Below are 17958 nucleotides of genomic sequence, written 5' to 3' on the forward strand. Positions count from 1 at the left end.
CAGGCGCCGTCAATGCATCACCCCCATCAACCTATACCACCCACTCGCCCACCCCAGGCGTTCGTCTATGAAACGGCGGATGGCGCTGCCGCTCTGCACCCGCGCCGGATTCCAGGGGTGGACGGCCCAGTTCGACCCGCCCCCGGCGACGGCGGGATCGGCGAAGGCATAGTACTGCATGGTCAACGACATGTTCTGGTCGGCCTTGTGAAAACCACTGACCAGCGCCGACTCCGGCACGCGCACCCCCTTGTCAGCCAGCCGATTGGCGGCCAGGCGGTACACCGGTTGCTGCCAGGGGGTTTCGCTGTGGTTAACCCAGTAACATTGTTGCGCGCCATACGCCTGGTTGCCGGTGAGTTGGCCGCCGTAATCGGCGGCCTGGGCGCACGCGGCATAGGCAGGGAAGCCGCCATGGTCGCTGACGGTCTGCAAATGGGCCACCATTACCTCCTGTAGTTTGTCGTTGTCGCTGCGGGCCAGGGTCAGCAGGTAGTCCTCGCCGCGCGCGAACGTCGTGTGGTCCAAAGCAATGCCTTGCCAGCGGCCTTCGGGCAATAGCAACGTCTTGCCGCCCAATGCCACATCGTTGGTGTACCACTTGCCGGCCACCTCCTCCGCGCTGCCCGGCGCGACGGCGGGCTTGTCACCCATCCAGCGACGCAGGGTGAAGTGATCGCCCTGGTAGCCCCCCTGGAAGGAGCTTGGATCAAGCCCTGTGATGCTTTTCAACCACGCCATGGCGCGCGGGTATTCAGCGCTCTTGGGATCATAGGCCCACTGCCCACCCGGCTGACGCGAGCAGTTTTGGCACGGCGACGCCCCATGGCTATAGACCTCCACCGGCACAGTATCGGGCACCCCCTGCACATCAGGCCCTGAATAGCCCACCGCAATCACCTTGCGTAGATCCGTGCCGGGACGCAGGGCAATCTTCCAGTTCACCGCCTCATAGGCCATCAGCACCAGCACCATCGGCGCATTGCTGCGTTCGACCTCTACGGTAATGGTGCGATATTCGGGATGCGCGGCCTCGAATTGCTCCTTGCAGTCCATGATGTGGGGGGACGGGTTATCGTGAGGCGTGCACACCTCCAACCATTTGATGCGATTGGCCCCCGAGGTCGCGGCGCCATAGACGCCGATCACATGCAGCTCGGTGTCGCTGCCGTAGGTGGTGGGCCCGACGGTGACGGGCCGGTCGAGCTCGGCGTCACGGGGCGACTGTCGCACCTGGCTGGCGACGGCGGCCGTGGCCGCCGGTTGCGCCGGCGGCGGGCTGTAGCGCCCTGCCCCCAGCGACGCCAGTGGCAGGCGCCAAGGCGCGGCCATGATCCATAGCGCCGTCATGAGTACCGTACCGCTGAACAGCCAGCGCCAGGGCGGCGAGCGCTGCCACAGGCTGTGCGCCTCGGCCATGCCTACCTCCGCTGCCCTTCCGTGGCGTGGGCGCGCACCGCCACCTGCTGTTCCTCGTCCATCAACAGCTCGACGCGCAACTGGCCAGCCTTCTTGGCCTCGATCAGCGAGTCGGCGAGCTGCTCCTCGATGGCGCGGATCAAGTCACGCGACGAGGTCAGGCGCTTCTGCCGTTGGTAGCGCGCCATCAGGGTGAGAATGATGTCGGGGTCAATGCCCTGGTCGGCCACTTGCAGGCCGTAGCCATGGATCATGTTTTCGATTTCCAGGGCGCAGACACGGGCAATGTCCAAACCTTTGAACGGCTGGAAGACGAAAATGCGGTCAATCCGGTTCAGCACTTCCGGGGCGAAGCTAGCTTCGTGCAAGGTATTGACCGCGGCGTCGCGCAGGCCGTCGGGGTCAGTGGCGAACTGCGCGGATACCTCGGCCAGGCGCTGGGTGCCGGCATTGGTGGTCAGGATGAAGATCGCCTGGGTCGTGGAGATGGCCTGGCCGTCGGAGCGCTCGGTGATGAACCCGTCGTTCCAGGCGGTCAGGAATGCCTTGAGCACGTCCGGGTGGGCCTTTTCGATTTCATCCAGCAGCACCACGGCGTCGGGTGAGTCCTGTAGCCCGGCCGTCAGCTTGCCGTAGGTGTCGGAGCCCACGTAGCCTTTGTTCATGCCCAGCAATTGCGACAGCGAATGGCTGCCAGAAGCAAACTGCGACATGTCCAGATGCAGCAACGGCCGCTCCAGCTCCTTGGCCAGGGTCTTTGCCAGGTAGGTCTTGCCAGTACCCGGCGGCCCCGCCAGCAAAAACACCCCCACCGGCTTGCCGCGCTGGGACAATGCCAACCGCCGGCGGATCTGCGCGGCAACGTCGTCGCATACCGCATCCTGCCCCACCACGCGCCGCTTGAGGGCCGCGGCCAGGCTCTTGGCGTCGATGAAGGTGGCGGCGTCGAGCTTTTCCAGGCCATCTTCCAGGGCTTGCTTGTTGGTGAGCCTGTCCAGAATATCCATAAGCGCCTCTCGGTTTAAAAAGCCCGGCAGACGCCCGGTGGCGTGCAGCCAGCCCAGTATCAGCAAGGTCCAGCCCAGCAGCGCTGCCGCGCCCAGGTACCAGCCCACTTGATGCAGCGCGGCGAGCATGGCGGCCACGGCGGCGGGTTTTGGCCAGTGGCTTTCGATGAACTGGTACAGCATCACGAAAACCATCAAAGCGAAGAACAACGGCATGTAGCGTGTCAGTCGGTTAAGCATGCCACCCCCGGGTCAAAGGCCCACGCGCAACGCCAGGCTTTGCCCCGGCGCCAGCACTGGCAGCATGACGGGACCGCTGACGGCGCGAATGCCCAGGGTGATACCCCCACCACCGTCCACGGCGCCGGTTACGGTCAGCAACCCATTGCCATCAACGGGCACGGCAAAGCGCGCGGGAGCGTGGCGCAAAGGGCAATCAATGCTGAAACCGGCGGAGGACAGCCGCACGACGTCACCGTCTTCCGAGGCAAAATCCCACACCTCGACCCACACCAAACGCGTGGCATCGCGGGCACTGGCCGGCTGCGCGGTGAGCGTGGCCTTGAGTTGGGCGCGCTGGGCGGCGTCCAAATGCATGCTGTCGAGCGCCTGATCTGTGTCCGGGGGGGCGACGGCTTCCAGGGTCAGCGGTGCCAGGTGCTCGTAGGTGCGCTGCAATTCAGTGCGCGTACTCGCCGAAAGGTGGTCCGAGGTGGCCGGCCACCAGGCGCTGAGCAACGCCCCCGTGCCCAACACCGCAAGCATCGCCAACACCGCCAGGCGGACGCGGGGCAGCGGTTGCTTCACGGTGGGGCCGCGCACGGGCGGCGCCTGGGCGGAAACGGGTTCCAAGTGTTTGCGGCTCACGGGCATCATCCTTGACAAACCTCCGCCCGCGCGCGCTGGCGGAGGCGTGCCTGCCTTGTCAAACCAAGGGGGTTCAACTCACTTTAGAGGCTTTGCGCGAAAAGGGAAATAAACGGGCTGGCGGACCAGCCACCTAGGAAAAAGGCGAGGTCTTGGGCCGTGGTGTCTATCGGTTCTACCGTCGACAGCGGTCCCGGATGCTGCCGCGATAACCCTCCTGATAACTGTGGAATTTTTGATAGCCTCATTGCAAGGGCACTCAAGCAGGTGGTTCAGATCACCCTCCGTCATTCAGACGCGCCGTCGCTTTGCGCCATGAACTGCCCCGCGCAACCAAAGCCCTAGCCGGTGATCGACCTTGTGATCGAGTTAGCTGTCACTGACCAGATTTCCACTCCAGGCGCTCACGGAACTGAGGGGGTTCCCGTCAACGCATCAGGTCGCTGATCCAGCATCGATCCATATATGGCCGATTCCATGACGATTCTCAGGGCAACGACAGGGTCAAGCACACCCTTCACCTCATGAATGATGCTGGCTGCAGCGTGGGCCGTTATGGCAGGCCAAAACCTGGTACTGGCCGGCCCCAAATGAGCAGGCCAAAGTCGTTTGCCAGGCGCCACAACCTCAGGCGCATCCCCAGTCAAACACATTGAGGCGAACGGCCACAAAAGCGTCAGCAATTGCCGCAGGGGTAGTTGCGGATAATGTTCTGCTGCAACAGAGGGCATCCCCTCTTTTTCGGAGCCTATTGCCGTTGTGACATGTGTGAATAGGTCCAGTACACGAGGCAAATATTTGGTATCCATACCCGCAGCCTCGGCGCCTCTACCCGCTACAGACCAGAGCCTCTCATTGAGGTTGGCATTACTGTCTGGGACCAGAGCGTCATACAGTGGCCTACCTTGAAAAAACTTGCCTGTGCTGGCTGCAACGCTGCGGAGCTGTCCTAACGCAACGTCGTCCTGTTCAGCGACAAGTTTGGTGAGCAGCGCATATTGGGCGGCAAATCCCGCAATCACCCCACTTGCTGCCAAATACGTTTCCGCGTGCAGGCGCCCATTCACAGTGACCCGCCCCCGGAGGTTGTTCAGAAAGGTACCTAAAGCAAAATTACAGGCAGCAAAATCGCTTTGCCCGTCCCATGGGTAGCTCGCGCGAGGGCGGTTCTGGGGAGGTATACGGCTGTTATTTTGATCCGAGTCTTCCATGCGGTTCGGTCCAGACGAGATTGAAAAGTGCGCTGAGTATGCCAAAGCCTGTTGCTCCCAAGATGAATCTTGACGTACCTGCGTTTCACCCCGTCGGCCAAGGCTCAGCCACGCGCCGTAGCCGCTGCCGCCAGGCTGCGCTGGCCCCTGAGTACGCCAAAAATATTTCCAGTGTGGTCGAGGGCCAGCGCAGCCTACGGCAGCGGCTACAGTGCTAGGGCTGGCCGTACGCCAGGGTCTACGGTGATGGCTCCCTGCCAATCTGCTTGCCTTAGAGCTAGGGCCAGAAATTCGCGTAAACGTTGTGGCACCAGGCTTGGTCGACACGCCTCTGACCGCAGAGTGGACAGGTGCCCAAGAGTTGTGGAGAACTCGCGCGCCTATGCGCAGGGCCGCTAGCCCAGAAGACATCGCAAAAGCTGTCGTAATGCTGATCGAGTCAGACTACCTGACTGGGGAAATACTGCTATCAGACGGCGGGTTGAATCTGACCTAGCTTTAACGTACTCCAGTGGAGCATGTGAGTAGACGGGGCATCCTGTTTCGCCGAAGTGCGTCCTGGGCGGGGCTCGCGTTTTTCCGCCAATCCCTGCCACGGTTCCTCGCCTTCCCCCTGTGCGGCGCTTTGTGCGACAAATTCCCGCCCATCAGGAGCCTGCGTATCAGTCAAATCTATCCGGCGTCGCTCGGCGTGTTGGCGATGTCGCTGTATGGGGTCTTCGGTGGTATCGGCTGGCTCATTGCACTGTCGGCGCGGTGCGGCGTGCTGACCACACGGATACTCGATGATCGCCTGTGGCGCGTTCATCACCGCACTGAGCCATAACCTGCAGGGTTATGCTTTGGGTTTTCTGTTGATCGTCGCCTTCGATAAAATGTTCAACGTCTACATGCGCACGGTCCGGCAGCGGGCAATACCTCCCCAGGATTTCGGCAAGACCGTCGGCGTGATTACGCTTCTAAATAACATGTCCCAGCCGCTGGCAGGTTTGTTGGTGGCCGTGTTGGCCGCGCCTATTGGTACCCAGTAAGTCATTCTGATTCTCGCTGTGCTGACTGCGCTGCTAGGGGCATTCGCAACGTGGTGCTTTGCCCAAGGGGGCGGTCGTGCCGAGCTTTCGAGCCTCGAAGTAGAGCAAAAGGCTGGAAAGTAAATTGCGTGACCATTTGTTGAAGATTTTCAGGCAAGCGCTTTTTTCTGGATTGAGCTGGAGGACGGCGCTAGATTTGGTGGACCGTGGCTGGGTGAAAGCGCTGTCTATTCGTGACCCTAATAAAGCCGAAATTGACAGCGTAAGGATTATTCCTTACCATCCATTTCGCAGAGTCCCGGAGAACTTTCATGCCTGCCATCCACGAAATCGCCACGCTTACCTCGAAAGGCCAGGTCACCCTACCGAAATCTGTCCGCCAATTGCTCGGCCTGAATGCGGGGACCAAGATCGCGTTCGATGTCCGTGGAAGTGAAGTTGTGGTTAGCCGGGTGGAGGCCGATCATGAAGACCCTGCCATCGGCGCGTTCCTGAACGTGCTGGAGGCTGATATCCGCAGCGGGCGCAACCTCACCGCGCTGCCAGAGGACTTGGCACAGGCCATGCTGGCCAACGCGAACCACAGTGTGAACCTGGACGAAGACATTGACGGCGAGGTCGCACTTTGACGCAGCGCCATGGATGGTCACTGTTGTTCCATGAAGGTGTGACTTTACAGCTACGCAAACTGCAAGAAGCCGCCGCCCGGGCTGAACAGAACGACCCGCAGGGTTTTGAAGGCAACGCTAACGTCAAGCTGTTCCGCGCCCTGAGCCACCTGATCATGGAGGCTATCCCCGCCGACCCGGCCCGCGATGAGTTCCGTCAGGGTAATACGCTGGGCACCGCCTACCGCCATTGGCGGCGAGCGAAAATCGACAGGCGCTTTCGTCTGTTCTTTCGCTACGATTCAAGGTCCAAAATCATCGTCTACGCATGGGTCAACGACGAAAATACCCTGCGCTCCGCGGGTAGCAAATCCGACCCTTACGCTGTGTTCGAGAAGATGCTCGGACGAGGTAACCCTCCTGATGATTGGGATGCGCTGATGGCAGCGACGCGTAGCGATTGGAGCGAACCCAAGGCATAAACCGCGCAGCACCCGTTGACCACGCCCCGTAGCAGCGGCCACCAGGCCGCGTCCCAGGCACCACCGTTCGCCAGGCACACCGCTAAACCCCAGGCAATCAATCCGCCCCTCTTCCGAAAACCACAAACACATGCGTAAATACGCATATACGCACCACAACCTACGGAAGCGGCAACATGAGCATGTCCCCCCCCGCCGTATTCAAATGCCTTGGCGACGAGACCCGAGCGCGCATCATGCTGCTGGTGCGGGCCGAAGGCGAGCTTTGCGTCTGCGAGCTGATCGCCGCCCTGGAGGACAGCCAGCCAAAAATTTCCCGGCACCTGGCCCAGTTGCGGGCTTGCGGGCTGCTGGCAGACCGGCGGCAGGGCCAGTGGGTCTACTACCGCTTGCACCCGGAGTTGCCGAAGTGGGTGCTGGAGGTCTTGCAACTGACCCTGGAAGCCAACCTGCCTTGGGTCCACGGCGACCGCCGTCGCCTGTTGTCCATGGAGGGCCGCCCGGTTCGCCAGCAGGCTTGCTGCTGAAGGCCTGTAACTGACAGCAGTGCATCAGGACGGCGGGCTTTACTGAATATTTGGATATCCGTATATTCATATAATGATATCCACCCCCTGCCCCGGTACCTCGCATGTTGCCCGCGCTGCTCATCTTCGCCCTTACCATCATCCTGGTCATCTGGCAGCCAAAAGGCCTTGGCGTCGGTTGGAGCGCCACCTTTGGCGCGGTGCTGGCACTGCTCAGCGGCGCGGTGACACTGGGGGATATTCCACAGGTGTGGCACATCGTCTGGAACGCCACCGCGACCTTTATCGCGGTCATTATCATCAGCCTGCTGCTTGATGAAGCCGGGTTCTTTGAATGGACCGCGCTGCATGTGGCGCGCTGGGGCGGTGGCAGCAGCCGGCGGCTGTTCGCCTTTATCATTCTGCTGGGCGCCGCTGTATCGGCGTTGTTCGCCAACGATGGCGCCGCGCTGATCCTCACCCCCATCGTCATCGCCATGCTGCTGGCCCTGCGCTTCTCGCCGGCCGCCACCCTGGCCTTTGTCATGGCCGCGGGGTTTATCGCCGACACCGCGAGCTTGCCGCTGGTGGTGTCGAACCTGGTGAACATCGTCTCGGCTGACTATTTCGACCTTGGCTTCGCCCGCTACGCCGCTGTGATGGTGCCGGTCACCCTGGTGAGCATCGCCACCACGCTGGGCATGCTGCTGTGGTTTTTCCGCGCCGATCTGCCCCAGGTCTATGACCTGGCGCAACTGAAAGCCCCACGGGAAGCCATTCGTGACCGCGGGACGTTTCGCGCCGGGTGGTGGGTGTTGGCCGCGCTGCTGATCGGCTTCTTTGTCCTGGAGCCATTGGGGGTGCCCATCAGCGCGACCGCCGCCGCGTGTGCGCTGGTGCTGTACCTGATTGCCGCCAAGGGCCACGCCATCGACACCGGCAAGGTGCTCAAAGGCGCCCCCTGGCAGGTGGTGGTCTTCTCCCTGGGCATGTACCTGGTGGTCTACGGCCTGAAGAACGCCGGCCTCACCGATTACATCGCGCAGTTGCTCAATGTGTTCGCCCAGCACGGTGTATGGGGGGCTGCCCTGGGCACCGGGCTGCTGAGTGCAGCGCTGTCCTCGATCATGAACAACATGCCCACCGTGTTGGTGGGCGCGCTGGCGATTCATGCCGCCGACGCGCCTGGCGTGGTGCATCAGGCCATGGTCTACGCCAACGTCATTGGCTGCGACCTGGGTCCCAAGATCACCCCCATCGGCAGCCTGGCCACCCTGCTATGGCTGCATGTGCTGGCGAAAAAAGACATTACCGTCAGTTGGGGCTACTACTTCAGAACCGGGATCGTGCTCACGCTTCCCATCCTTGTCGCCACGCTGTGCGCACTTGCCTTGCGGCTCAGCCTTTGAACCCAGGACGCCCGTCATGAAAGTGCTGTTCATGTGTACCCACAACAGCTGCCGCAGCATCCTCTCCGAGGCCTTGTTCAACCACGTGGCGCCGGCTGGAATAATGGCCGTCAGCTCCGGCAGTTTCCCCAGTGGCCAGGTCAACGCCCGGGCGCTGCGCATCCTGGCTGCCGCGGGCATTGCCACCGACGGTCTGCACAGCAAGGCCTCGGATGCCTTTGAGGGCGCGCCACCGGACATCGTCATTACCGTCTGCGACCGCGCCGCCGGCGAAGCCTGCCCGGTGTATTTCGGCCCTTCGCTCAAGGCCCATTGGGGGCTGGCCGACCCTTCTGCGGTGAGCGGCACCGAGCAGCAGATCGAACAGGCGTTCCAGCAGACCCTGACCAAGATCCGCGAACGGGTAGGCGCCTTGCTTGCCCTGCCCCTGGATGCCCTGAACCGTGACGAGCTGAGCGCGGAGCTCGCGCGCATTGGCACCCTGTAAGCCAGACTATGCCGCAGCAGCCTACGGAAACCCTTGTACCGGGGCGCCTGCATCGCGGCCAAGGCCGGCTCCTACCTCGTCCAGCGTAGGTGCGGACGACGCGGCTTCACTCAGCGCCCAACCCCTTGCGGCCAATGTCATTGAGCTGGCCTACGGTGAAGCGGTCTTTCCAGCTCACCTCGTAATCCTCGGGCGGAAAGTCGTACGGCGAAGCGCCTTGCTCGAACGCCTTGAACACGTCCCGCGCGTAGCGCTGGTTCTTCGGGCACATGGGCGCCGCGGGCACGTACATCACGTTGCCCCAGCCTTGCTGGTCCTCGACGGGGGCGACGCTGTGGATCACGTCGCAGTGCCACCACACCGAGTCGCCCGCGCGGACGTCGGGGATCGCCGTCAGCCCCTTGACCAGCAACGGATGCCACCGCTCCGACACCGGCAGCACCTTGCCTGGCGCCACGCCACACAGCTCATCCTCGGGCACGTCATTGAGCAGCGGGCGCAGCAGCATATAGGCCATGGCGGCGGGGATGGGCAGCGTGTGCAGCACGCCCTGGTCCGCCTGCATGTCCGACAGCGCCGTCCAGCCCTGGAACGTGCGGAACGCCGAGCACTTGACCGTGTCCTTGTAGGCGTATTCCTCGACGTCGGTACGGTAGGCCGCATCCCACGGGTCATACGCACTGAAGTCGTTGCGGTAGATCTTGTCGAACACCTTCAGGTACGCCGGGTGCAGCCAGCGCTCCAGCGCGCCGGAATCGGTGTGCGGCCCCAGCCCCTTGGAGCGGGTACCCGGCGGACGGCGGCGCACCCGGTCCGGGTACAAGGCGTTGACGTCGGGGTTGAACCAGGCCTGGCCCTGGGACTCGGTCTTCCACAGGCGGTTCAGGAACGATTGTGCCGTGGCCATGCGTTCATGCTGGCGCAACTGCATCTGCGACGGCGACCAGTAGATGGGGAAAATTTCGGGCCTGGAGGCTTCCAGGCTGCCGAAGAACTGGTCGACCGGCCCGCGATAGGTGGCGTCGAACGCGTTGGTGTCCAGGTAATCCAGCAAGGCCTGGTCCCAGCCCAGCACCTGCTCGCGCGGGAAATGGTTCCTGACCACCAGGCAACCGCGCCGCTTGATCAGCGCCAACTGCTCGGGGGTTACCTCGCCACGGGCGATGGCGTCGTATTCCAGCACCGCCCAGCCGCACCCGGTGGCGGCTTCCTGCTCACGGATGGACGCGATTTCGCCTTCGATAAACGCACTGACTTCAGCGAACAGTGCCTCCACATCACCGATCTGTGCGCGCAGTACGCGCTTCATGGTGATCACGTTGTCTTTGTAATTGTCGGGAAGGTCGGCGCTCTCGAACGCCTGGTAGTTTTTCATGGGCTTGACTGACTCGGGTCATTGCGGTGTGAAGCCCCCCGGCATGCAGGGGCCAGCGTGTTTCCAGCGCCTGTATAGATACACTCGCCTCCGAGCAGGCGGGAGTCAGGATTGGCGCGTCTTTCAGTACAATTGTCGCGCCGGGAGCGTCTCAGGCGCCCTGAAGAAAACGTCGGCCATGCTGGCGACGAAATTCAGTTGGGGTCATGCCCTTGTGCGCCTTGAACTGACGATTGAAAAACACCACCGAGGAATAACCCACCGCCTCGGCCACCGTGGCAATGTTCGTCTCGCTTGCCAGCAGCAGCGCACACGCCCGGCCTATGCGCAGACGCGCAATGTACTCCAGCAGCGTGCCGCGGGTGTGGCGCCGGAACATGCGGTGGAACGCCGAGACGCTGACGCACGCCATCTCGGCCAGCACCGGTACCGTGAGCGGCTCGGTGTAATGCACGTGGATATGGTCCAGCACCCGATGAAGACGCGCGTCCTCGCCCTGGGTGCCGGCAACCGCCGTCCACTGGTCAGGGGCAATAGGCTGCGCGTCGCCGTCATGAAGCAGACGGGTCAACACCTGCAGCAACGAGACCAGGCGCTGTGGGTCGTCCTGCGCGGCCATCCCTTCGATGACCGGCCGCAACTCGCGGGCAAAGCCGGGGCTGAACGTCAGGGCGCACTGGGCGGCGGCCAGCAGGTTGCGCAACCGGCCCAGCTCCGGAAACAGCCCCATCAACGACTGGGCCCAGGCCTCGGAAAACCAGATGACGAAGGCCACATGCGGCTGGCCGGGGTCGACCCCTTCGGCAGAGCACCAGCTGTGCGGCACGTTGGGCCCCACCAGGGTCAGGTCGCAATCGTCATAGGGCTGCACGTCACTGCCGATGTAACGGTGACCGCGGCTATTGAGGGTCAGGGTCAGCTCATATTCGGGATGGTGGTGCCATTCAAAAGGAATTTCGTCGTTCAGCCGCCGGTGCAACAGCGTCCAGGACGCGTTGGCTGCGGTGGGGACCTTTTCAAAACTGGGCTTCATGCAACGTGATTCCGCACAGGCATCGACTGAAAACGCCACAATTGTACCAGCTATCCGGGTCCCCGCCCCGGTGGGTGCCCAGCGCTAACGCGTCAATACCTGCGCCCCCACCTCCCGCGGCAGCTTCGCCGCATCGATCAACGCCAGCAGCCCGATGACGGCGATACCCACGAACGCCCAGTGAAAATCGCTGACCTGCAAGGCATCCCCATGCCCCTGCACTTTCATCGACAACTGCAACAGCAACGCCGATACCGCCACACCCAGCGCCATGCCCAACTGAAAGAAAAGGCTGAACAAGGTCGAGGCCTGGCTCATCCGTTCCTGGGGTATCTCGCAAAAGCCCACCGCGTTGTAGCTGGTGAACTGCATGGAGCGCGACAGCCCGCTGACGAACAACACGAACGCCATCCAGTACCACGGCGTATTCGCCTGGAACGTCAGGCAACAGAGGATCGAGGCCACGCCCACCAGCCCATTCACCACCAGTACCCGGCGCAAGCCGAAGCGCCGCATCAGCCGCGTGGTGAACGGCTTCATCGACAGGTCACCGACAAAGATCGCCAGCACCAGCATGCCCGCATCCACGGGGGACATGCCGAAGCCTACCTGCAGCAGCAACGGCAGCAGGAACGGCAACGCGGTGATCGACAAGCGGAACAGCGTGCCACCGACAATGCTGGCGCGGAAGCTGGCAATGGCCGCCGCCCCCAGTGGCAGCAACGGCGTGGGGTGCCGTCGGCAATGCCAGATGGAGGCAAAGGTCAGCACCGCCCCTGCCAGTACCAGCAGCGCGCCGCGCTGCAACTGGCCGCTGGCGGACGAGCCCAGGAATTCCAGGCCGAGGAACCAGGCGGCGCAGGCGCTGGCCAGCAACACGAAGCCCACGCCGTCGAAGGGCCGCGGCTGTGCGGGGCGGGTGTTGGGGATCAGCCGCAACGCCGCCAGGCACGCGATGATGCCCAGCGGAATGTTCAGGTAGAAAATCCACGGCCAGGCAAAGTGCGTGACGATAAAGCCGCCAATCGGCGGGCCCAGCACCGGCGCCGCCAGCCCTGGCCAGATGATGATTGCCATCATGCGCACCAGGTCCTTCTTCTCGGTGACCCGCAGCACTACCAACCGGCCTACCGGCACCATCAAGGCGCCGGCGATGCCTTGCAGCACCCGCGCCGCCACGAACCACTCAAGGTTGGGCGCCGCGGCGCAGAGGATCGACGCCAGGGTAAACAACGTGATCGCACCGGCGAACACGCCCCTGGCGCCCAGGCGGTCGGCCAGCCAGCCGCTGAGGGGAATGAAGATCGCCACCGCCAGCAGGTAGGCGCTGATGCCCACGTTGAGGCTGACCGCCGCCTCGCTGAAGTCCTTGGCCATCTGCGGCAAGGCCGTGGCGATGACCGTGGCGTCGAGGTTCTCCATGAAAAACGTGACCGCCACCAACAGCGCGATCCAGGTGGCGCGGCGAGCGCCGGCGGTTGAGTCGACGCTGCGGGTATCCAGGGTTGTTGAACTGACCACGGGTCTTCGTCCTTAAAGCAGTAGTGTTTGAAAACGCGGCTAGCCCGGCCACCGCATCAGATCCAGTATTACTCCAGCGGCACGGTCAAGTGATCAATCACCGGGCGGGTTTGCGGGCGCACACCACGCCACCATTCAAAGGCCTCGGCGGCCTGCTCCACCAGCATGCCGACGCCATCGGCCAGGCGCTCTACGCCGGCTTCCCTCGCCAGCCGCAGGAACGGCGTAAGGCCCTTGCCGTAGGCCAGTTCATAGGCCAGCAAAGCACCGTCGAACACCTCGGCGGTCACCGGCGGCAACTCACCCGTGAGGCTGGCCGACGTGGCGTTGACCACCAGGTCGAAGCGTTGACCGGCCAGCGCCTGGTAGCTGCTGACGTGCACGCGCTCATCGTTCACTTCCGCAGCCAGGGCATGGGCCTTGGCCACATGGCGGTTGGCGATGACCACCTGCGCCGGCCCCGCCGCCAGGAACGGCAGCAACGCCCCGCGCACCGCACCGCCGGCGCCCAGCACCAGCACCCGGCGGCCGGCCAACGGCACTTGCAGGTTGTGCTCGATGTCACGCAGCAGGCCGATGCCGTCGAAGTTCTCGGCGTAGACCTTGCCGTGTTCGAACTTCAGCGCGTTGGAGGCCTTGGCCAGGGTGGCGCGCTCGCTGCGCGCATCGGCCAGCTCATAGGCGCGCAATTTGAACGGCGCGGTGATGTTCATGCCGCGCCCGCCGCCGTCGCGGAAGCCCAGCACCTGGGCTTCGAAGCCTTCCAGTTCGCCTTCGATGGCGCCGTATTCAAGGTCCTGCTCGGTCACCTCGGCAAACAGGCCATGAATCAGCGGCGACTTGGTGTGGTTGATCGGGCGCCCGATCACGCTATAACGGTCTGTCATTGTTCACCTCCATGAGAAAACAGCACGCCGTCGGCCTGCATCGCCGCGATTTCGTCCGCGCTGAAGCCCAGTTCGGCCGCCACCTGGGCGTTGTGCTCGCCAAGGTCGGGGGCCACCTGATGGATCGTGGTGTCGCAGTCGGAGAAACGGAACGGCAGGTTCGGCATGCGCAAGGTACCGTAGCGCGGGTGCTGTTGCTCTACGACCATATTCCGCGCCTTGATCTGCGGGTCGGCGATGACCTCGTCAATGCGTTGCACCTTGGCGCTGGGCACGTCGATCTCGTCGAGCAACGACAGGATGCGCGCCACCGGGTTGGCGGCGACCCAGGCCTTCACCGCCGTGAGGATTTCCACCCGGTGGGTGTTGCGGCCGTTGAGGCTGTGGAACCGCGTGTCACTGCCAAAGCCTGCCGGGCCGCCATTGGCCTCCATCATCACCGCGAAGCGCTTCCAGGCATCGTCCACCTGCGCGGCGATCACCAGGTCACCGTCGGCGGCGCGGAACACGCCGTACAGGGTGGAAGTGGGCATGTCGTGGCCGGTCTGCTGGGGCACGATCTCGCCGTTGGACAGGGTGTAGCACTGCACCGCGTACTCGTGCATGGACACCAGAGTGTCGTACAGCGCCATGTCGATGTGCTGGCCGCGGCCGCTATTGACCCGCCCCAGCAAGGCGGCATTGATGGCCGCCACCGCGTGGATGCCGGTGTACATGTCGCCCAGGGAAATACGCAGCAGCGGCGGCGCTTCGCCGGGGTTGCCGACCATCTGCATGATGCCGCTCTTGGCCTCGGCGATCAGGCCGAAGCCGGCGCGGTGGGCGTCGGGGCCGGTGTGGCCGTAGGCCGAGATCGAGCAATAGACCAGCTTGGGGTTGCGCGCCGACAGCTCCGCATAGCCCAGGCCGAGTTTTTCCAGGGCGCCGGGGCGGTAGTTCTCGATGAACACGTCGGCCGAATCGCACAGCTTCTGCATGAACGCCTTGCCGCGTGGGTCCTTCATGTTGACGCTGACGCCCTGCTTGCCCATGTTCAGCTGCAGGAAGTAGCCGCTCTGGTGTTCGTCCAGGGTGAAGGCGTGTTGGCGGCCGGCGTCACCGCTGCCGGGGCGCTCCACCTTGATCACTTCGGCGCCCAGGGCCGCCAGGCAGCGGCCCACGTACGGGCCGGCGAGGAAGTGGCTGTAGTCGATGACACGAATGCCCTTCAAAGGCAGTGGCTGGCTCATGCGTGCGGTCTCCGTGGCACCATCAGGCGGTGTTCACCGCGTTGCACGACCTGGCCGTGCTGGTTGATCAATTCCGACGGCAGGACGACGATGCCCCAGCCCGGCTTGCTGTTGCTGGCACGCATGCTGCCTACGCGGAATTTCACGTGGAGCACGTCGTTGACCTTGATCGGCAACACGAAGTCCCAGGTCCAGCCCAGGCTCATGCCCGGCAGGAAGCGGTAGTCGCTCTGGGTCTTGAGGCCGTCGGCGATGCTCTGGCCGAACAGCCCGTGGGCCACCAGGCAGCCAAAGTGGCTGGCGTTGGCGTAGGCTTCGTCGACGTGCACCGGGGTGTGGTCACCGGTGAGGTCGGCGTAGGCCAGGATGCGTTCCTTGGTGACGGTGTATTCCGGGCTGGTGCATTCGTCGCCTTCACGGGCGTCGTCCCAGTATTTTTCTTGGATGGTCATGGGGCAGCTCACGAACGAGGGTTGATGGCCAAAGCCTGTGCCACACAGGCAACCGGCGAGGCTTGAATGAATTCCACCGCCAGGCCGTCGGGCAGACGCAGCCAGTTGCGGCCTTGGGGCATGACGGTGACGTCAAACTTGTGGGCCGCGGCCAGGGCGTATTCCAGGTCTTCGCACATCACGCCCAGGTGGCCGAGGCGGCCTTCGGGTGCGTCATGGTCGGGCTTGCTCATGAACTGCATGCCGCCCAGGGTCCAGTACTGGATTGGCTCCTCGACGGTGCCCTGCACTTCGCGCAGGGTCATGCCGAACACCTCATGGAAGAAACGGATGTGCCAGTGGATGTCCTTGACCCAGACGGCCACGTGTTCCACATAAGCTTTGGGAATGCTCACGACTTGGCTTCCTCTTGTTGATGGTGATCGGTCATCGCCCGTTCGATGCCCTTGATGCAGGCCACCAGGGTCTCATTGACGGGCGTGGGCACGCCGTGGCGCTGACCCCAGCGCACGACGGAGCCGTTGATGAAGTCGATTTCGGTGACCGAGCCCTTTTCCAGGCTCTGCAGCATGGAAGTCTTGAAGGCAGCGGGCAGGCCCTCGGCGGCCAGGTTCCAGGCGGCGCCAGGGTTGGTCAGGCTCAGTTGCACGCCGGCGGCAGTGGCCACGGCGATGGCTTCGGCCACCGCCGCCAGCGACACGGCCTTGAGCAGCGGCTCACTGTAGAGCTGGCCGTAGGTCAGCCGGGTGATGCCGGTGAGCGCACCGGTGGCGACGTTGACCAACAGCTTGTCCCACATGGTGCCGACGATGTTTTCGCTGACCGTAGTCGCCAGGCCGGCGCCGTTGAAGGCGTCGGCGATGGCCTGCACGCGGTCGCTGAGGCTGCCGTCCAGCTCACCGATGTAGGTGTGTTTGCCGGCCACGCCGGCGCGGATCACACCCGGCGCCAGCAGCACCCCACCGACGTAGGTCTTGCCCGCCAGCACCTTGTCGCGCCCTACCGCCTCGGCGAGGATATCCTCGTGGCCCAGGCCGTTCTGCAGCGACAGCACCAGGGTGTCGGGCCCGACCAACGCTTGGGCGCCGGCAATGGCCTGTGCGGTGTGGAAGGATTTGACCAACACCACCACCAGATCAACCGCGCCGATGAGGTCGGCGTGGGTACTGGCGCGGATCTTGACCGCGCGCTCACCGCGCTCGTCCAGGACCTTGAGGCCGTGATCATTGATCGCCTGGACATGGCCGGCGTTGCGGTTGAGCAGCCAGGTCTCGTGGCCGGCCTCGCTCAGGGTTGCGCCGATGGCGCAGCCCAGCGCGCCTGCGCCCAGAATGCATACTTTCAAGGGGTGGCCTCCGGTTGTTGTGGGGCCACTCTATGCCCGGAGGCATTGTTGAGCTATACAATGACCGCAATAGCTCTATTGTGAATTTAAATAATGGTCGACTTCCTCGCGCTTCCCGAACCCAAGCTGCTGCAGCTGTTCAGCGTGCTCTACGACACCCGCAGCGTGACCCGCGCCGCCGAACAACTGGGCCAGAGCCAACCCACCATCAGCATCTGGCTGGGGCGCTTGCGCGAGCAGTTGCATGACCCGCTGTTCGTGCGCACGCCGGGTGGCATGGCACCCACGCCCCGGGCAGAAGCCTTGATCGGACCCTGCCGTGAAGTGCTGGAATCCTTGCGCAGGCTGACCAGCCACGCGCCAGTCTTCGACCCGGCCACCGCGCAACGGCGGTTCCGCCTGTGCATCAGTGACGCCAGCCACATCACCCTGCTGCCGCGGCTGCTGGAACACCTGCGCCAGGTAGCGCCGGGCATTCGCCTTGAGGCTGCGCGCATCGACGGCAACACCGAGCGCGCCCTGGAGTCTGGCGAGGCTGACCTTGCCGTGGGCTTCGTGCCCTGGCTGGGCGGTGGCATGTACCAGCAGGTGCTGTTCCCCCAGGACTGGGTGTGCCTGAGCAACGCCAGCCACCCGCGCCTGGGCACGCCCCTTGACCTGCCGCGTTACCAGGCCGAAGGCCACGTGCTGGTCACCGCGGGTACCGGCCAGAAGCTGCTGGAAGCCGCCCTGGCGCGCCAAGGCGTCGAGCGCCAGATCATCCTGGAACTCCCCGGTTTCCTGGGCCTGGGCGCGATCATCGGCAGCACCGACCTGATCGCCACCCTGCCCCGGCATATCGGTGAAACCCTGGCCGCGGCCCATGGCCTGAGCGTGCATGATTGCCCGGTGGCGATAGAGGGCTTTGCAGTGAAGCAGCACTGGCATGCGCGGTATCACCTGGACACTGGCAACCGCTGGTTGCGCACGGTGATGGTGAAGCTTTTCAAGGCCTGAGCCGGCCTTGCCAGTTGCCGGGCAACCATTAGTAATACTTCTCACTCTCAAAATTTAAACAGCAATGAGCGAATGCTTCCCCAGGACTCGCTT

At 63.6% G+C, this 17958-nt stretch carries 18 protein-coding genes and 2 pseudogenes; 8 read left to right on the plus strand and 12 right to left on the minus strand.

Annotated features, from left to right (window positions below; genetic code table 11):
* Positions 1–9: 9 nt before the first annotated feature.
* From ACWKWX_RS20185 to ACWKWX_RS20200, 4 genes are all read right to left on the minus strand, one after another.
* Positions 10–1419: a hypothetical protein gene (locus ACWKWX_RS20185; RefSeq protein WP_416424169.1), complete on the minus strand. Its 1410-nt coding sequence runs from the start codon at positions 1417–1419 to the stop codon at positions 10–12.
* Between the two features lie 2 nt (positions 1420–1421).
* Positions 1422–2666 carry an AAA family ATPase gene (locus tag ACWKWX_RS20190; protein WP_416424168.1) on the minus strand — a complete coding sequence of 415 codons (1245 nt, stop codon included), beginning with the start codon at positions 2664–2666 and terminating at the stop codon, positions 1422–1424.
* Positions 2667–2678: 12 nt separating this feature from the next.
* Positions 2679–3293, minus strand: a complete 615-nt coding sequence (locus tag ACWKWX_RS20195) for a hypothetical protein (protein ID WP_483828689.1) — start codon at positions 3291–3293, stop codon at positions 2679–2681.
* Positions 3294–3697: 404 nt separating this feature from the next.
* On the minus strand, positions 3698–4504 hold the full coding sequence (locus tag ACWKWX_RS20200; RefSeq protein WP_483828690.1) for a hypothetical protein: 807 nt from the start codon (positions 4502–4504) through the stop codon (positions 3698–3700).
* A gap of 262 nt (positions 4505–4766) precedes the next feature.
* On the opposite strand from ACWKWX_RS20200, the pseudogene ACWKWX_RS20205 reads away from it, so the two are divergent.
* The 7 genes and pseudogenes from ACWKWX_RS20205 to ACWKWX_RS20235 all read left to right on the plus strand — a co-directional run.
* Positions 4767–5000: pseudogene (locus ACWKWX_RS20205) on the plus strand (SDR family oxidoreductase); the annotation flags it as partial.
* 54 nt (positions 5001–5054) lie between these two features.
* Positions 5055–5658 (plus strand): annotated as a pseudogene (locus ACWKWX_RS20210) (hypothetical protein); the annotation flags it as partial.
* A gap of 188 nt (positions 5659–5846) precedes the next feature.
* The gene (locus ACWKWX_RS20215) at positions 5847–6164 is read left to right on the plus strand and encodes a type II toxin-antitoxin system PrlF family antitoxin (protein ID WP_416424165.1); all 318 of its coding nucleotides are present in this window, start codon (positions 5847–5849) and stop codon (positions 6162–6164) included.
* The gene (locus ACWKWX_RS20220; RefSeq protein ID WP_483828691.1) at positions 6161–6625 is read left to right on the plus strand and encodes a type II toxin-antitoxin system YhaV family toxin; all 465 of its coding nucleotides are present in this window, start codon (positions 6161–6163) and stop codon (positions 6623–6625) included. Before ACWKWX_RS20215 ends, ACWKWX_RS20220 begins: the two co-directional genes overlap by 4 nt.
* A gap of 176 nt (positions 6626–6801) precedes the next feature.
* On the plus strand, positions 6802–7152 hold the full coding sequence (locus tag ACWKWX_RS20225; protein ID WP_483828692.1) for a metalloregulator ArsR/SmtB family transcription factor: 351 nt from the start codon (positions 6802–6804) through the stop codon (positions 7150–7152).
* A gap of 104 nt (positions 7153–7256) precedes the next feature.
* Positions 7257–8540: an arsenic transporter gene (locus ACWKWX_RS20230; RefSeq protein ID WP_483828693.1), complete on the plus strand. Its 1284-nt coding sequence runs from the start codon at positions 7257–7259 to the stop codon at positions 8538–8540.
* 16 nt (positions 8541–8556) lie between these two features.
* Positions 8557–9027: an arsenate reductase ArsC gene (locus ACWKWX_RS20235; RefSeq protein ID WP_483828694.1), complete on the plus strand. Its 471-nt coding sequence runs from the start codon at positions 8557–8559 to the stop codon at positions 9025–9027.
* Positions 9028–9133: 106 nt separating this feature from the next.
* Here the strand turns inward: ACWKWX_RS20235 and ACWKWX_RS20240 are convergent, their stop codons facing one another.
* From ACWKWX_RS20240 to ACWKWX_RS20275, 8 genes are all read right to left on the minus strand, one after another.
* The gene (locus ACWKWX_RS20240) at positions 9134–10402 is read right to left on the minus strand and encodes a DUF1479 domain-containing protein (RefSeq protein ID WP_473006627.1); all 1269 of its coding nucleotides are present in this window, start codon (positions 10400–10402) and stop codon (positions 9134–9136) included.
* Between the two features lie 151 nt (positions 10403–10553).
* The gene (locus tag ACWKWX_RS20245) at positions 10554–11435 is read right to left on the minus strand and encodes a helix-turn-helix domain-containing protein (RefSeq protein ID WP_483828695.1); all 882 of its coding nucleotides are present in this window, start codon (positions 11433–11435) and stop codon (positions 10554–10556) included.
* Positions 11436–11519: 84 nt separating this feature from the next.
* Positions 11520–12938: an MFS transporter gene (locus tag ACWKWX_RS20250; RefSeq protein WP_483828770.1), complete on the minus strand. Its 1419-nt coding sequence runs from the start codon at positions 12936–12938 to the stop codon at positions 11520–11522.
* 86 nt (positions 12939–13024) lie between these two features.
* On the minus strand, positions 13025–13843 hold the full coding sequence (aroE, locus tag ACWKWX_RS20255; protein ID WP_416424157.1) for a shikimate dehydrogenase: 819 nt from the start codon (positions 13841–13843) through the stop codon (positions 13025–13027).
* Positions 13840–15072 carry a CaiB/BaiF CoA transferase family protein gene (locus ACWKWX_RS20260; protein WP_483828696.1) on the minus strand — a complete coding sequence of 411 codons (1233 nt, stop codon included), beginning with the start codon at positions 15070–15072 and terminating at the stop codon, positions 13840–13842. The genes aroE and ACWKWX_RS20260 overlap by 4 nt, the downstream gene beginning before the upstream one ends.
* Positions 15069–15524: a MaoC family dehydratase gene (locus ACWKWX_RS20265; protein ID WP_416424155.1), complete on the minus strand. Its 456-nt coding sequence runs from the start codon at positions 15522–15524 to the stop codon at positions 15069–15071. The genes ACWKWX_RS20260 and ACWKWX_RS20265 overlap by 4 nt, the downstream gene beginning before the upstream one ends.
* A gap of 8 nt (positions 15525–15532) precedes the next feature.
* Positions 15533–15919, minus strand: a complete 387-nt coding sequence (locus tag ACWKWX_RS20270) for a VOC family protein (RefSeq protein ID WP_416424154.1) — start codon at positions 15917–15919, stop codon at positions 15533–15535.
* Positions 15916–16869, minus strand: coding sequence for a ketopantoate reductase family protein (locus ACWKWX_RS20275; protein WP_473006621.1), 954 nt, complete (start codon positions 16867–16869; stop codon positions 15916–15918). Before ACWKWX_RS20275 ends, ACWKWX_RS20270 begins: the two co-directional genes overlap by 4 nt.
* Before the next feature lie 93 nt (positions 16870–16962).
* On the opposite strand from ACWKWX_RS20275, the gene ACWKWX_RS20280 reads away from it, so the two are divergent.
* The gene (locus ACWKWX_RS20280) at positions 16963–17865 is read left to right on the plus strand and encodes a LysR family transcriptional regulator (protein ID WP_483828697.1); all 903 of its coding nucleotides are present in this window, start codon (positions 16963–16965) and stop codon (positions 17863–17865) included.
* Positions 17866–17958 lie beyond the last annotated feature (93 nt).

It is taken from the genome of Pseudomonas imperatae, from assembly GCF_057128625.1.